16 protein-coding genes are annotated in these 15,254 nt (G+C 68.3%); 11 read left to right on the top strand and 5 right to left on the bottom strand.

The genetic code is table 11. The annotated features are described in order from the left end of the window. Window positions 1-79: 79 nt before the first annotated feature. Complete coding sequence (locus ACH49X_RS25075; RefSeq protein ID WP_195081609.1) at window positions 80-634, bottom strand: TetR/AcrR family transcriptional regulator; 555 nt, start codon at window positions 632-634, stop codon at window positions 80-82. Window positions 635-718: 84 nt separating this feature from the next. Between ACH49X_RS25075 and ACH49X_RS25070 the strand changes: the two genes are divergently transcribed. Further along, window positions 719-1,435: an SDR family NAD(P)-dependent oxidoreductase gene (locus tag ACH49X_RS25070; protein WP_357206377.1), complete on the top strand. Its 717-nt coding sequence runs from the start codon at window positions 719-721 to the stop codon at window positions 1,433-1,435. 5 nt (window positions 1,436-1,440) lie between these two features. Here ACH49X_RS25070 and ACH49X_RS25065 read toward each other — a convergent pair whose 3' ends face one another. Further along, window positions 1,441-1,872 carry an SRPBCC family protein gene (locus tag ACH49X_RS25065; RefSeq protein WP_195081611.1) on the bottom strand — a complete coding sequence of 144 codons (432 nt, stop codon included), beginning with the start codon at window positions 1,870-1,872 and terminating at the stop codon, window positions 1,441-1,443. 646 nt (window positions 1,873-2,518) lie between these two features. Here ACH49X_RS25065 and ACH49X_RS25060 point away from each other — a divergent pair. The 10 genes from ACH49X_RS25060 to ACH49X_RS25015 all read left to right on the top strand — a co-directional run bounded on the left by ACH49X_RS25060 (window position 2,519) and on the right by ACH49X_RS25015 (window position 12,931). Further along, window positions 2,519-3,871, top strand: a complete 1,353-nt coding sequence (locus ACH49X_RS25060; protein ID WP_323124310.1) for a sensor histidine kinase — start codon at window positions 2,519-2,521, stop codon at window positions 3,869-3,871. Next, window positions 3,871-4,296, top strand: a complete 426-nt coding sequence (locus tag ACH49X_RS25055) for a roadblock/LC7 domain-containing protein (RefSeq protein ID WP_039805396.1) — start codon at window positions 3,871-3,873, stop codon at window positions 4,294-4,296. The genes ACH49X_RS25060 and ACH49X_RS25055 overlap by 1 nt, the downstream gene beginning before the upstream one ends. Before the next feature lie 73 nt (window positions 4,297-4,369). After that, the gene (locus ACH49X_RS25050) at window positions 4,370-4,720 is read left to right on the top strand and encodes a DUF742 domain-containing protein (protein ID WP_039805398.1); all 351 of its coding nucleotides are present in this window, start codon (window positions 4,370-4,372) and stop codon (window positions 4,718-4,720) included. Further along, entirely contained in the window at window positions 4,695-5,300 is a 606-nt protein-coding gene (locus tag ACH49X_RS25045; RefSeq protein ID WP_195081613.1) for an ATP/GTP-binding protein, read from the top strand. The genes ACH49X_RS25050 and ACH49X_RS25045 overlap by 26 nt, the downstream gene beginning before the upstream one ends. Beyond that, complete coding sequence (locus ACH49X_RS25040; protein ID WP_195081614.1) at window positions 5,297-6,568, top strand: cytochrome P450; 1,272 nt, start codon at window positions 5,297-5,299, stop codon at window positions 6,566-6,568. The genes ACH49X_RS25045 and ACH49X_RS25040 overlap by 4 nt, the downstream gene beginning before the upstream one ends. A gap of 13 nt (window positions 6,569-6,581) precedes the next feature. After that, complete coding sequence (locus ACH49X_RS25035) at window positions 6,582-7,811, top strand: cytochrome P450 (RefSeq protein WP_195081615.1); 1,230 nt, start codon at window positions 6,582-6,584, stop codon at window positions 7,809-7,811. A gap of 299 nt (window positions 7,812-8,110) precedes the next feature. Continuing rightward, window positions 8,111-9,403: a cytochrome P450 gene (locus tag ACH49X_RS25030; protein ID WP_397070985.1), complete on the top strand. Its 1,293-nt coding sequence runs from the start codon at window positions 8,111-8,113 to the stop codon at window positions 9,401-9,403. 177 nt (window positions 9,404-9,580) lie between these two features. Next, window positions 9,581-10,870 carry a cytochrome P450 gene (locus tag ACH49X_RS25025; RefSeq protein ID WP_324722438.1) on the top strand — a complete coding sequence of 430 codons (1,290 nt, stop codon included), beginning with the start codon at window positions 9,581-9,583 and terminating at the stop codon, window positions 10,868-10,870. A 10-nt stretch (window positions 10,871-10,880) separates the two neighbouring features. Then, window positions 10,881-12,104, top strand: coding sequence for a cytochrome P450 (locus tag ACH49X_RS25020; RefSeq protein WP_195081617.1), 1,224 nt, complete (start codon window positions 10,881-10,883; stop codon window positions 12,102-12,104). Window positions 12,105-12,430: 326 nt separating this feature from the next. Further along, window positions 12,431-12,931, top strand: a complete 501-nt coding sequence (locus ACH49X_RS25015; RefSeq protein WP_195081618.1) for a flavin reductase family protein — start codon at window positions 12,431-12,433, stop codon at window positions 12,929-12,931. A 32-nt stretch (window positions 12,932-12,963) separates the two neighbouring features. Here ACH49X_RS25015 and ACH49X_RS25010 read toward each other — a convergent pair whose 3' ends face one another. From ACH49X_RS25010 to ACH49X_RS25000, 3 genes are all read right to left on the bottom strand, one after another. After that, window positions 12,964-13,830, bottom strand: coding sequence for a TIGR03619 family F420-dependent LLM class oxidoreductase (locus ACH49X_RS25010; protein WP_357206375.1), 867 nt, complete (start codon window positions 13,828-13,830; stop codon window positions 12,964-12,966). Then, a complete protein-coding gene (locus ACH49X_RS25005) occupies window positions 13,827-14,201 on the bottom strand; it encodes a MerR family transcriptional regulator (RefSeq protein WP_357206373.1) in 375 nt (124 codons plus the stop codon). The genes ACH49X_RS25010 and ACH49X_RS25005 overlap by 4 nt, the downstream gene beginning before the upstream one ends. Window positions 14,202-14,323: 122 nt before the next feature. After that, complete coding sequence (locus tag ACH49X_RS25000; protein ID WP_195081621.1) at window positions 14,324-15,190, bottom strand: alpha/beta fold hydrolase; 867 nt, start codon at window positions 15,188-15,190, stop codon at window positions 14,324-14,326. Between the last annotated feature and the right edge of the window lie 64 nt (window positions 15,191-15,254).

Here is a 15,254-nt window from a genome sequence, read left to right as displayed (position 1 = left end):
GCGTCGTGCTTGTTGCTCGCGTGCGGATGCCTTCGCTTCGCGTAGGCGGGCATGGCCGAGTCGCCGAGCGGAATGTAGTTCAGCGATCGCTGCGAAGCCCGTCGAAGACAATCTCCAGGCCGCGCCGCCACGACGGCGAGCCGGTGGTCTCGCCGAGCAGCGACAGCGCCCACACCAAGTTGACGACATCCTCGTCGGTCGCGTCGGCACGCAATGCGCCGGCCTCCCGGACGCGCGCGAGCACCGCCGACAGGTGCGACATCCCGCGCTGACAGGCCTGCGCCAGCTGAGCCGCCGCTGGATGATCCCCGGTGAACGCCTCGAGCAGCCCGCGATCGGCGGTGAGCCTGCCGAGCAGGTCTTCCACGAATCCGGTGAACGCCGTCCACGCGTCGGGTTCGGCCGCCGCGCGGGCGGCGATCTCGTCCACCGCGGCCAGCCGGGGCGGCAGAAGGGCATCGATCAGGGTGTCGCGGGTGGGGAAATGGTTGTACAGCGTCCCGATGCTGACGCCTGCGCGCCGCGCGATCTCCTCCAGCGAGCCGTCGAGGCCCTGTTCGGTGAACACCTCGGCCGCTGCCCGCAGCAGATTGTCGCGATTGCGAGCGGCGTCCCGGCGCAGCGGTTTGGTCACGCGATCATCCTACCGAACCTGAGGGCTGCCTCGATTTTCGTGCTACGGTGATAAATCGAGGGGGGCCTCAAGTAAGGAGAATCCATGGTGGATCAGGGAACAGCGGTGATCGTCGGTGTCGGGCCCGGCCTCGGGATGTCGATGGCCCGGCGCTTCGGACGGGAAGGTTTCCGCGTCGCGCTGATCTCGCGCAGCGACGCACGGCACGCCGCGTACGTCGCGGACTTGGCCGAGCGCGGGATCGACGCCACCGCCCACGTCGCGGACGTCACCGACCGGTCGCGGCTCGGCGCGGTACTCGGCGACATCCACGGGGCGGGGCCGATCGGAATGGTCTATTACGGACCGGGACCGACGCAGCAGCCCGTGCCGATCACCGACATCGACGCGGTAACGGCGCGATCGGCGTTCGAGTGGGTGTGGCCCGCGGTCGACGTGGTGAGCGACGTGCTGCCGGGCATGCTCGATCGTGGGAAGGGAGCGTTGTTCTTCGCGGGCGGGCTTTCCAGCGTTCGTGCCATGCCCATGCTCGGCCACCTCGCCCTCGCGGCCGCCGCGCTGCGGAATTACGCGCTCACTCTCAACGCGGCGCTGGCCGAACGCGGGCTCTACGCGGGCACGCTCACCATCGGCGGCCTCGTCGAGCGCGGGGACATCCACGCGATGGTCTCCGCCGACCCGGCGCGCTTCGGCAGCACGGAAGGCCACACTCTCGATCCGGACGACTTGGCCGAGACCGCGTGGGGCATGTACCGCGCCCGCGACCGTGCCGAAGCGATCTTCGACGTCTTCGGTGGGTGACGAGGTCAGCCGTACAGGGCGATGAAGCGGTCCAGGGAACGTTCGATATCGCCCTTGACGGCGCGGGCCACACCGGATCCGATCGGCCCGAACAGCGGTGCGCCGCCGAGCTCGATGTCAACGGTGACCTCCGAACCGGAGCCCTTCGGGGCGACGAGCAGCTGCAATCCCAGTTTGGTTCCGCCCTTGCCCGCGCCGGTCAGTTGCAGGCGGCGCGGCGGCTCGGCGGCGCGCACGGTCCAGGTGACCCGGTTGCGCAGGCCCTTCACCGAGGCGATGCCGACCAGTTGAGTGCCGACGGTCAGTTCGGCGGGAACCTCGCCGCGCCACGCTTCGTGCATGGTCAGCCATTTGTCGAGTTCGGCGAGGTTGGAGGTGTGCGTCCAGGCCTGCTCGGGCGAGATCGGAACGTCGACCGAGACCTTCAGCTTTGCCATGGGCGCATGGTATCCGGCCCCGGTGGCCCGGTTCGTCGCGAGGGCGGCCGAGCCCGGCGGTCGCCCGGGCGCCGAGGTGGACGCAACTTTGCGAACCCGAATTCGAACAGCCGCCAATGCATTTGTTGATGCGTCAGCGAACGCGCATTCACGCTGTTCGGCCGCGGATGCGGTCGGTGTCCCTGTCTTCGCGCAGCCACGGCCTCCCCGGTGCCCGTCCGGCGCGCGGGCCCGTACGCAGGACGAATGGTGCGCGGGTTGCACGACAGCCCAACATTATTGCCCGGCTATGTCGCGATCCGCGGCACCTATCGTCCCAGTTCCGGGAATCCGGAAAGTGTCGATGGGATCGGCAGAGACTTCGTTGGAATGCTGCTAATGTGCGAATGGTCGGGTTCTGGTTACCGTTCGGATACGATCCGGGCGGTCGGCGATTGACGTGTAATCGCCTGTCCTGCGGGCACTGTGCGGTAGGCGCTCTCGGTGAGCGCCGGTGCCGTCGCGGGTTCCGGTACTCCGACGCGGACTCCACCGACCGGTCCGTTCATGGTCGGCAGGCGAGGGAAGGCGAGCGAAGCAGGATGGCAGTGGGCCGATTCCTCGAGACCAGTCAACGACGAAAGAACTGATGAATCAAGATATCGCCGTGGTGCTTTCATGGATCCTCGCCGCCGCTTTGGTGATCGCCGTAGCGGGGGCGTTGTACGCAGTGCAGTATGCCAGGGCTCAACGGGCCAAGGTCGAGGCTCTGGCCAGGGAACAGCGCGCGACCGAGGACACGCTCGAGCGGTTCGCCGCCACCACGTTACCCGCGGTGGCCGATTCGATCCGCCGGTTCGAGTCGCAGGTGCCTCCGGTCGAAGTGCAGGCAGGCATGGAGAATTCGCGGCTCGCGCAGATCCTACGGTGGATCTCCGAGCGGTACGCCGACGACCTGAGCCTGATGCGCTCGGAGACCAGGGACCTGACCAACAACGAGGCGCAGCAGGCGATCAAGGCGGCGGAGGAGGCCGCGCGCAACGAGGTCGCCGCCGCGTCGCGCCAGGCGACCAGCGCCGCGGTCCGCTCCTTCGGCACCTCCGTGGTCAGTCTCGGCGCCGACGTCAGCCAGGTGGTGAGCGCCGCGCTGCGCGAGCACCGCGACGACGCGGTGTACGAAACCCTCACCCGCATCGACCACACCGTGCAGCAGATGATCCGTCAGGCGCAGTCCTACGTGATCGTCTGTGGTGGTCTGCCCGGCCGCCGCTGGCCCGCGCAGACGCTGACCGACGTGGTCGGCGGAGCCATCGGCCGCGTCAGGGAGTACCTGCGGGTGCGGCCCAACCAGCTCGACCGTGTCGTGATCAGCCGCGCGGTGGAACCGCTCGTGCACACGCTGGCGACCTTGCTGGACAACGCGTTGCGGTATTCGCCGCCGACTTCCTATGTGGACGTCAACTTCCAGGAGGGCCACCACGGCGTCACCGTCATCATCGATGACGCGGGCGTGCGGATGAACGCCGAGCAGATGGAGGAGGCCCGCCAGGTGCTCGCGCACGAGCGGCCCGTCGACATCCACCAGCTCGGCCCGTCGCCGAAGGTCGGCTTCCCGGGCATCGCCGCGCTGGCTCGCCGCTACGGTTTCACCGTCTACATCGACGGCCCGAACGTCTACGGCGGCATGCGCGCGATGGTCTACATCCCGGAGTCGCTGCTGGTCGCCCCGCAGAACGTCCAGGAGGTCGCGCCCGTGACCGAGGCAAAACCGGAGCCGGTCACGGTTCCCGCGCAGGACGCGCCGAGCGAACAGCCCGGCGAGAACGAGCCGTCGCTGTCGGTGAGCGAGATCACCAGCGGCGGGCTACCCAAGCGGCGACGCAGAACGGTCGCGCTCGCCCCGGTCGGGCCGCGCACCGAACCCGGCCTCGCGCGCCCAGAGGTCGCCGCAGCTTGGCATACCGGCTCCAAGAGCGGCCGTGCCGCCGCATCTGATGACACGGAAGGGATGACATCCTGATGGCCACACCCGTGACCGACAGCAGCAACAAACTGGGCTGGCTACTCGAAGATCTCAGCATCACGGGTGTGCGGTTCTCGGTGTTGCTGTCCGACGACGGCCTGCGGATCGCGCACTCCACGGGGATCGCCCGCGACGAGGCGGAACGCTTCGCCGCCGCGGCCTCCGGCCTGCGTTCGCTCGGTAAGGCGCTCGGCGAATTCTGCGGTGACGCCACCAACGGCGTGCGACAGAACATGACCGAGTACGACCAGGGGATGATCCTCATCACCGCCGCGGGCGAGGGCGCGCTGCTCGGCGTCGCCACCACCAACGACATCGACGTGGGCCTCGTCGCCCACCGGATGAACGAGCTGGCGGGCCGGGTCGGACGCGAGCTCGGCAGTCAGCCGCGCAGGCGCGTAGACGGCAGCGAAATGCCATGATCGAGCGCAGCGAGCGAGTCAGAGGTACTGCGCCGCTGGGCAGCACGGAGCCGAGCGAGAGCGAGGTGCCGTCATGAGCAAGCCGCGGCGCGATCCGGACCTGGTCCGGGCTTATGTGCGCACCGGAGGGCGTACGCGCCCCACTCGCGAGCTGGACCTGGTCACTTTGGTCCTGACCGCCAAAGATCCACTCCCCGGCGCGTCGCCCGATGCGCGCCGGGTCATGGCCCTGTGCAGCCGTCGGGGTGCGCTGTCGATCGCGGAGATCGCGGCGTACCTCGACCTTCCGCCGTCCGTCGTGAAGATCGTCGCGTCCGATCTCATGGACGGCGGACACCTGGTCACACCCACCCCGGCCGAGTCCCTGCCGGAGATCGCTCTGCTGGAGGAGGTACTCAATGGGCTCCGTGCTCTCGCCGTCTGATCGCGCCGTCGATTACGTGCCGGAGACCGTGACCCGCTCGGTGAAACTGCTGGTGGCCGGCAACTTCGGTGTCGGCAAAACCACGTTCGTGAGCAGCGTCTCGGAGATCAAACCGCTGCGCACCGAGGAGACCATCACCGAAGCCAGCGTCGGCGTCGACGACATGGCGGGGCTGCCCGGCAAGTCGCAGACCACGGTCGCGATGGACTTCGGCCGCATCACCCTCAGTCCCAAACTGGCGCTCTACCTGTTCGGCACTCCGGGCCAGCAGCGGTTCGTCCCCCTGTGGGAGGAACTTGCCCGCGGTGCGCTCGGCGCGCTGGTGCTGGTGGACACCCGCCGCATCGAGAAGTCCGACGAGGTGCTCTCGGTGCTGGAGGAACGCGGCGTGCCGTATTCGGTGGCCGTCAACCAATTCGAAGGCGCGAGGCACTATCCGCTCGACGAAGTGCGCGATGCCCTCGACCTGGAACCCGGCACCCCCCTGACGTCGCTGGACGCCAGGGACCGCGGCACCTGCCTGCGTTCGCTGATCACGCTTGTCGAATTCTTGTTCCACCGTTTGGAGTCGCGCATTTGACCACGCCACAGTCCTCGAACAACCTCGCGCACCTATCCAGCGGCGCCTGCCCGGTCGCACACGGATCGCCGATCGACACCGACGGTCCCAGAATCCCGCTCTACACCGACGGATTCGCGGCCGACCCCCACGGGATCTACCGGGAAATGCGCAGGCGCCATGGTTCGTTGGTCCCGATCGAACTCTCGCCGGGGGTGCCCGCCACTCTGGTGATCGGCTATCAGGAAGCCGTGCGGATCCTCAACGATCCCGAGCACTTCCCCGCCGATCCGCGCGTCTGGCAGAAGAACATCCCCGAGGACTCGCCCATCCGTCCGATGATGGAGTGGTACCCGAACGCGCTGCGCAACAGCGGCGCGGCGCACGCCCGCTACCGGAGTGCGTACGTCGCGAGCATCGACGCCATCGACCTGCACGAGGTGCACTCGATGGTGGAGCGCATCGCCATTCCGCTGATCAACAGCTTCTGCACCACCGGATCCGCCGATCTGGTCACGCAATACGCGTTCCCGCTCGTGTTCGAGGTGCTCAACCGGATCGTCGGCTGTTCAGCGGAACTGGGACAGCGGGTGGCCACCGGCATGGCGATGCTGTTCGACACCGTCGAGGCGGCCAAGGGCATGCAGATGCTCTCCGAGGCGTTGATGGAGCTGATCCAGCAGCGCCGCGCGGAGCCGGGCGACGATGTGACCTCCCGGTTGGTCCATCACTCGTCCGGTCTCAACGACGAAGAACTGCTGTACAACCTGATCAGCCTCTACGGCGCCGGCATCGAGCCGCAGCAGAACCTGATCACCAACACCCTGCTGCTGATGCTCACCGACGACCGTTTCGGCGGCGACATGCTCGGCGGCGCCCTCTCGACGCGGGACGCGCTGGACGAGGTGTTGTTCAACGACCCGCCGATGGCGAACTTCTGCATCACCTACCCGCGCCAGCCCATCCTGATCGACAACGTCTGGTTGCCCGCGCACCAGCCGGTGCTGGTCAGCCTGGCCGCGTGCAACAACGATCCGGCGATCCGCGGCGGTGACCGCACCGGCAACCGCTCGCATCTGGCGTGGGCGGTCGGACCGCACGCCTGCCCCGCGAAGTCCGTCGCGTCCGTGGTCGTCCAAGAAGCCATCGACCAACTCCTCGATGCGCTACCGGAAATGCAGCTGGCCGTGCCCGCGGACGACGTGGTCTGGCGGCCCGGCCCCTTCCACCGGGCGTTGGCGGCCCTGCCGGTCGTCTTCCCCGAGTCCCCTCCGTTGAACATGGTGTAAGGAGAAGCGTCCGATGTCGCAAGAGCCGATAGTCTTGGATCTGACCGGTTCCGATATCCAAGGCGAGGCGGCGCGGCTGCGCGAGCGTGGGCCGGTGGCCCTGGTGGAACTGCCCGGCGGGGTGCCGGCGTGGTCGATCACCGATGCCGTCGTGCTCAAGAGCCTTCTGGCCGACCCGCGCGTGTCGAAAGATCCCAGGCAGCACTGGGCCGCGTTCATGAACGGCGAGATCACCGAGGAATGGCCGCTGCTCCCGTGGGTGGCGGTCGACAATATGTTCACCGCCTACGGCGCCGAGCATCGGCGGCTGCGCAAGCTGGTCGCCCCCGCGTTCACGCACCGTCGCACGGTGGCGCTTCGACCGCGCATCGAAGCGATCACCGCCGAGTTGCTCGACGGGCTGGCGGCGACCCCGCGCGGTACCGCCGTCGATCTGCGTGAGGGCTATGCCTATCCGGTGCCGATCCAGGTCATCACCGAGTTGATGGGCGTGCCCGAGCATCTCGGCCCCGGCGTGCGGAAATGCGTCGACGGGTTCTTCGACACGTCGTTCGGGCCGGAGCAGGCCCAGGCCAACTACCTGGAGATGTACCGGCTCATCAGCGAGCTCGTGGCCTACCGGCGGGAGACCCCCGGCGACGACATCACCAGCGTGCTGATCGCCAGCCGCGACGAGGAGGACGGCTCGCAGCTGACCGAGAAGGAACTCGTCGACACCCTGATGCTGGTCATCAACGCCGGGCACGAGACCACGGTGAACCTGCTCGATCAGGCCATCTTCGCGCTGCTCACCCGCCAGGATCAGCGTGCCGACGTGGTCTCCGGCCGGATCCCCTGGTCGGACGTGGTGGAGGAATCGCTGCGTTTCGAGGCGCCGGTCGCGCACCTGCCGCTGCGCTACGCGGTGGAGGACATCGACATCGCCGACGTCCGCATCCCCAAGGGCGAAGCCATCCTGGCCTCCTATGTGGCGGCCAACCGGGATCCGAAGGTGCACGGTACGAACGCCGACGAGTTCGATCCGCGCCGGACGGTCAAGGATCACCTGGCCTTCGGTTACGGGGCGCATCACTGCCTGGGCGCGCCACTGGCCCGGCTGGAAGCCGAGATCGCTCTGCCCGCCATCTTCCGGCGCTTCCCGGACATGCGCCTCGCGGTCGATCCGTCGGAGCTGGGCACCGTGCTCAGCTTCATCTCCAACGGCCATTCCGAGCTGCCGGTGTTCCTGGAGGCCACGGAGTAGCAGGCCGCGAGGACATCTCGAGCACATCCCGGCATGGGTGCTCGCCGCTGCCGTGCCGGGTTGGACCGCCCGCGTATCCCTCGCGGATACGCGGGTACAGGTGTTTCCACCGCGCGGGGGCGCACGCGGAACCTGCCCCATCGCGTCGCTGCGAAGTACGAGATATGCTCTGCCGCAGTGGAATTCGATCAATCACTGGAATTCGCTACGCTCGCACGGCGGATTCGGTTCCCGAGACCCGGGGCCGCGTGTCGTCCGGCAACCCTGCTCGTCGAACGTTCCGACTTTGGAGTCACGTTTTGACCCACCCACAGTCCTCGACATCGTCCTCCCTCGGCGGCTGCCCGATCCCGCACGGGTCCCCGGTCGGCGCCGATGGCCCGCGGATAGCGCTCTACACGGACGATTTCGCGGCGGACCCACACCATGTCTATCGAGAAGCACGCGCGCGGTACGGTTCGCTGGTGCCGGTGGAACTGTCACCGGGCGTGCCCGCGACGCTGGTGATCGGTTATCACACCGCGTTGCGCATCCTGAACGATCCCGATCATTTCCCCTCCGATTCGCGGACCTGGCAGCAGACCGTGCCCAGCGACTGCCCGGTCCTGCCGCTGCTCGAGTGGCGTCCGGCCGCGATCCGCAACTCCGGCCAAGAGCATGCCAGGTACCGGCAGGCCACGGTCGCGGGCATCGAGGAGATCGACCAGTTCGCGCTGCACAACACCGTGGAGCAGATCGCCGTTCCGCTGATCAACTCCTTCTGCGGGGACGGCTCGGCGGACCTGATCGCGCAGTACGCCTTCCCGCTGGCGTTCGCCGTGATCAACGCGATGCTCGGCTGCCCGCCGGACATCGGGCAGCGGGCCGCGATGGGACTGGCGGCGATGTTCGAAGGCGTTGACGCCGAGCAGGGCAACGCGATGTTCAACGACGCGATGTCCGACCTGGTGGCACTCAAGCGATCTCATCCCGGCGACGACATCGTCTCCCGGATCGTGCGCCACCCCGTCGACTTCGACGACGAGGAGATGGTCCAGCAGGTGCTGATGCTCTACGGCGCGGGCATCGAGCCGCAGCAGAACCTGATCGTCAACACGCTGCGGCTGATGCTCACCGACCAGCGGTTCGCCGGCGGCATCCTCGGCGGCAGCCTGTCGACGCGGGACGCGCTGGACGAGGTGCTGTTCACCGACCCGCCGCTGTCGAACTACTGCGTCACCTTCCCGCGGCAGCCGATGCTCGTCGACGGCGTCTGGCTGCCCGCCCACCAGCCGGTGGTGATCAGCATGGCCGGATGCAACAACGATCCGGCCATCAACACCGGCGCCTACACCGACAACCGCGCTCATCTGGCCTGGAGCGTCGGGCCGCACACCTGTCCGGCTCGGTCGGTGGCCTATCTGATCGCCCAGGACGCCATCGATCAGCTGCTCGACGCGTTGCCCGAGCTGCGGCTGGCCGTCCCCGCCGAGGAGCTGAGCTGGCGGCCCGGTCCGTTCCATCGGTCGCTGACCGCACTGCCGGTGCTCTTCCCGGCATCCCCGCCCCTGCCGGGCTATGCGTCGCAGCCGGAGGGCAGCGCGGCGAGGTAGCCGCGCTCTGCTCCGGCGAGCCGACATCGCCGCGTTCCGATCCGGAAGGAGGTTGCCGCTCAGAGGTCGTCGTGCACACAGCTGATGAGGGTGTGCGCCGGCCTGTCACCGATCCCACGCATCACGCCGGCCTACGCCGTCGCGGCGCGCCAGCGCCCGGTCGATCGCGTTCGTCGCATGTTCGTTCCTCTGGAGTTTCGTCTTTTGACCACGCCACACTTCCCGCCGTCCACTTCCGCGAACGGGTGCCCCGTCGCGCACGGCTCGCCGATCGACACCAGCGGCCCCCGCTACCCGCTGTATTCGCAGGAATACGCCCAAGATCCGCACGGGGCATACCGTGAAATGCGCCGCAGGTACGGTTCCCTCGTCCCGGTCGAGCTGTCGCCCGGCGTGCCCGCCACCTTGGTGATCGGCTACCACACCGCGCTGCGCATCCTGAACGATCCCGATCATTTCCCGGCCGATCCGCGGATCTGGCAGAAGGACATCCCGGGCGAGTGCCCGGTCCTGCCGATGCTGGAGTGGCGGAAGAACGCGCTGCGCAGTTCGGGCCTCGAGCATCTGCGCTACCGGCAGGCGAATGTCGCCAGCATCGCCGGGGTCGATCTGCACGCGCTGCACGGAACGGTCGAGCAGATCGCCGTCCCGCTGATCAACGCCTTCTGCGAGGACGGCGCGGCGGATCTGATCAGCCAGTACGCGTTTCCGCTCAGCTTCGCTGTGCTCAACGCCATGATCGGCTGCCCGCCCGACATCGGCCAGCAGGTCGCGACCGGTATGGCCGCCATCTTCGAAGGCGTCAACGCGGACAAGGGCAACGCGATGCTCAGCGACGCGCTGTTCGAACTGGTGCAGCTCAAGCGCAAGGAATCCGGCGACGACATCACCTCCCGGCTGCTGCGGCACGAAGCCGGGCTGGACGACGTCGAGATGATCCATCAGCTCATCACCCTCTACGGCGCGGGCATCGAACCGATGCAGAACCTGATCGTCAACACGGTGCTGCTGATGCTCACCGACGAACGTTTCGCGGGGGATTTCCTCGGCGGGAGCCTTTCCACCCGCGACGCCCTCGACGAGGTGCTGTTCAACGATCCGCCGATGGCCAACTACTGCGTCAGCTTTCCGCGCCAGCCCATCCTCATCGATGACGTCTGGCTACCCGCGCACCAGCCGGTATTGATCAGCATGGCCGGATGCAACAACGATCCGGCGATCGGCGTCGGGCAGCGCACCGACAGCCGTGCCCATCTGGCCTGGAGCGTCGGCCCGCACGCCTGCCCCGCCCGGTCGGCCGCGTACCTGGTGGTGCAGGACGCGATCGATCAGATTCTCGACGCGCTGCCCGAGATGCGGTTGGCCGTGCAACCCGATCAATTGAGCTGGCGGCCAGGGCCGTTCCACCGTGCGCTGGTGTCGCTGCCGGTCGTCTTCCCCGAATCCCCTCCGCTGACCGTCTTCTAAGGAGTCCCCGATGACCACACAGCCCCTGGTCCTAGACCCGACGGGCGCCGACATCCAGGGCGAGTCCGCCCGCATTCGCGCGCGCGGGCCGGTGACGCTCGTCGAATTGCCTGGCGGCGTGCGTGCGTGGTCGGTCACCGACGCCGACGTGCTCAAGCGGTTGCTGGCCGATCCCAGGGTGTCGAAGGACGCCAAGCAGCACTGGCCCGCGTTGATCAACGGCGACATACCGCAGGACTGGCCGCTGCTGCCGTGGGTCGCCGTGAACAACATGTTCACCGCCTACGGCGCCGATCACCGCAGGCTGCGCAAACTCGTCGCGCCCGCCTTCACGCACCGCCGCACCCAGGCGATGCGACCGCTGGTCGAACAGATCACCGCGGACCTGCTCGACGCGCTCGCGGCGACACCGGCGGGCGAGGCGGTAGATCTCAGGGAAGGTTTCGCCTACCCGCTGCCGATCCAGGTCATCAGCGCGCTGATGGGCGTTCCCGAAGCCCTCAACGCGGGTCTGCGCACCTGCGTCGACGGCATCTTCGACACGTCGCTCGGACCCGAGGAGTCCCAGGCGAACTATATGGAGATGTACCGGATCCTGGGCGAGCTCGTCGCGTACCGGCGGGAGACGCCCGGCGACGACATGACCAGCCTGCTGATCTCGCACCGGGACGAAGAGGACGGCTCGCAGCTGACCGAGCAGGAGCTGATCGATACGCTGCTGCTCGTGATCAGCGCCGGGCACGAGACCACGGTGAACCTGATCGATCAGGCCGTCTTCGCGCTGCTGACCCACCCCGACCAGCGTGCCGAGATTTCCGAGGGCCGTGCGGCCTGGACCGATCTGATCGAGGAGGCGCTGCGGTACGAGTCGCCGGTGGCGCACCTGCCGCTGCGCTTCGCCGCCGACGACATCGAGATCGCCGGTCTGCGCATCACCAAGGGTGAACCGATTCTCGCCTCCTACGCCGGGGCCAACCGCGATCCGAATCTGCACGGTCCCACCGCGAGCGAGTTCGACGTGCGGCGAGCGAGCAAGGAACATCTGGCCTTCGGCTACGGAGCGCACCACTGCCTGGGTGCGCCGCTGGCCCGGCTGGAGGCCGAAGTCGCACTGCCCGCCCTCTTCCAGCGGTTCCCGAACCTGCGCTTGGCGGCCGATCCCGCCGAACTGGGCACCGTGTCCAGCTTCATCTCCAACGGGCACGCCAGGCTGCCGGTGTACCTGGCGGACTAGCGGCCCGATCCGCGCCTCCGGTCGCGGCCGGAGGCGCGGATCCGCGCGATGCCTCGATCGTGCCGGATGCGCTCGCAATGTGGCGACCGCCACCATGCGTTTTCGGTGTCGGCGCGGAAGTCGTTGTGGTGGACTATCATCCACGGCAACGTAGATCGGAAAGAGCCGATCTACCGGCCGTCGCTCGGGCGCCCCACCCTTGCCGGCATCAGCGTCTCAGACGCCTTGCCGCCACGGTTGTAGGGTGAGCGCTGCTCGTCCCGGCATGTTTGCGCGACGATCGCGCGGGCATCCGGGGAAGACGTCGTATCACGCTGGGAGGACCGATGGCTACCGAAGACCGGACCGCAGTGTTCGACGCGGTGGTCGCGGCGGCGGACTATCCCGTGCTGCTGGTCACCGTGCAGGCGGCCGGCCGGCGCGCCGGTTGTCTCGTCGGCTTCGCCACACAGGTCAGCATCGAGCCGCGCCGGTTCCTGGTCGGCCTGTCCAAGAAGAACTACACCTACCGGGTCGCGCAGCACGCCGACCGGCTCGCGGTGCATTTGCTGGGCAGCGAACAACTGTCCCTCGCGCGGCTTTTCGGCGGTGAGACCGGCGACGACATCGACAAGTTCGTGCATTGCGACTGGCACGCGGGCCCCGGCGGCATCCCGGTGCTCAGCACGGTGCCCAGCTGGTTCGTCGCTCGCATCCGCGACCGGTACGACCTCGGCGATCACGTCGGAATGCTGCTGGAGCCCGAGGACGCGGCGGTGTTGCGGCCCGCCGCGGAAACAATGCACTATCACTCGGTCGCGGATCTGGTTGCGGGACATACCGTCTGAGTAGGTTAGGGGCCGCCCCCTCGGCGTGAACGCTACTTCAGTGCGTTCGCAAGATCGAATCGCGCGGCGAAGGCGGACAACTCGTCGCGGGCGCGCTGCGGGTCACCCGTGCTCGCGCTCACCACGATGCGCGTGACACCCTGATCGGCCAGTCCCTGGACCCGCTCCACCGGCATGTCGATCGATCCCCACCGCGTGTATTCGAACGCGCCGGAATCGCGGCCCGCCGCGCTCGTCGCGGCGCGGGCTGTCTCCAGCTGGGCAGCGCGTTCGGCCGGCGCGAGCATCCCGCCCGGGAAGTAACCGTCGCCGCGGGATCCCGCGCGCCGCGCCGCGGCGCGGCTCGATCCGCCGACATGGATCGGCAACGGCTCGCCGCCCACGGGTTTCGGGTAGCTGCACAGGTTCTCGAACCGGAAGAACTCGCCGTCGAAGCTCACCCCCTCCGCGTCACCGGACCACAGCAGCCGCAGCACGTCGATGGCCTCGTCGGCGCGACGGCCGCGGGAGGCGAAATCGACGCCGACGGCTCGCGCCTCACCGGGGAGGGTGCCGAGCCCGACCGTGAGCAGGCGCATGCGGCCCTCGGACAGCACGTCGATCGTCGCCAGGCGCTTGGCCAGCACCACCGGATGGTGATAGGGCAGCAGCAGCACCGCCGTGCCGAGCAGGATCCGCTCGGTGGCGGCGGCCACGAAACCGAGCGCGTCGAGCGGATCGGCGAACGGCACCGTCGGCGTGATCTCCATCGGCCCGACCGTCGCCCCCGGGTACAACGCGATGTGCTCGGGCAGGTAGATCGCTTCGAATCCGCAGCGCTCGGCATGCTGGGCGTAGCCGATCAACCGGTCCGGGTCGACGCCGAAGAAGGGGGTGCTGTAGCTGACCGCGAACTTCACCTCGGCTCCTCGATCCGGTCGAACTCGCAGGCCGCCGCGAGCCGCGCGCGCAGATGGGTCCGTACGTGCTCCAGCCGCGTCAGGTAGGAATCGACCTCGGCCAGCTTGCGCCGCAACGTGGACACCGAATCGGGGCAGACGTCCCCGGAGCCGTTGCCCGCCCGCAGGCAGGCGACGAACGGGCGGATGTCGTCGAGATCGAAGCCCGCACCGAGCAGTTCGCGAATCTGCGCCACGATCAGCACCTCCCCGTCGTCGTAGGAGCGGTACCCGTTGGCGGCGCGGCGCGGCCGCACCAACCCGTGCTCCTCGTAATAACGCAGGGCGCGCGTGCTGGTGCCCGCCCGCTGCGCCAGTTCGCCGATGCGCATCCGTCCTCCTTCGCCTCCGCTACCGCCACGCTAAACCTTCTCGTCGGCGTCAAGGCAAGCCGCCGCGCTGCCTGCCCGGGGGAGACCTCATGCGCTGGTGGCACGTCGGCATTCGTGCGGCGCTAGCGCGGCGCAGGCCTGTCGCGCCCAGACGCGGTGGTGTCGAGCAGGAACGCCGACATCGCCTCGGCCACCGCGGCGGGCTGATCGAGCATGGACAGCACGTACGCGTCGTCGATCTCGACCAGCCGCGCCGCGGGAATGAGGTCCGCGAGCCGACGGCCGTGCTCGCGCGGCATCACCTTGCCCGCCGACGACCACAGGATCAGCGCGTCTCCCCGGAAGTTGCGCAGTGCTTCGGTGTTGGCGATCAATTCCTCCCGGGGGAACCCGGACCTGGTGTAGGCGAGCAGGTCCCGGCGGATTCTGGCGTCGCGCAGCCCCGGCTCGGTCCAGCCGCGCACCAGCGCGTCGGGCAACGGTCGCCGCGCCATCCAGCCGAACAGCAATGGCGATCGGCGCAGCCACCGAATGCGCAACTGCCGCAGGGCGAGTGAGATGCCGCCCGGCAGATAGGCGGCGACGGTGGCCATCTTGCCGGGCAGGCCGGGCGGGAAGTTGTCGAACGCCTCGCACGGCAGCACGATGAGCCTGCCGACGCGTTCGTCCAACCCGTAGGCGGTGAGGAACAGCGCACCGCCCCAATCGCTGTGCACGAGCGTGACCTCGTGCAGATCCAGCGCGGCGAGGAAGTCGGCGATCAGGTGATTCAAACCGCGCAAGCTCAGGTCGACGCCGGGACGCAGTGGCAGGGGATGGGCGCCGAGCGGCAGGTCCGGCAGCACGTACCGGAATCCGTCGGGCAAGGCGTCGAGCACCTCGTCCCAGACCGTGTGGTTCATCAGCAGGCCGTGCAGCAGGACCACCGGGGGCCCCTCGCCGCGCTCGACATAGTGCACCCGGCCCGCGGGCAGTTCGATCTCAGGCATGTCCGCCTCCGTTCGAGCGATCGCTCTAGAGTATTTGCTCTAGTCTGGGAGGGTGACCGAGAAG

Origin of the sequence: Nocardia sp. NPDC019323 (assembly GCF_044389845.1) — a bacterium.
Lineage (GTDB): Bacteria > Actinomycetota > Actinomycetes > Mycobacteriales > Mycobacteriaceae > Nocardia > Nocardia implantans.
The sequence above is the reverse complement of the archived record's forward strand: the minus strand, read 5'-3'. Positions and strand labels throughout refer to the sequence as shown.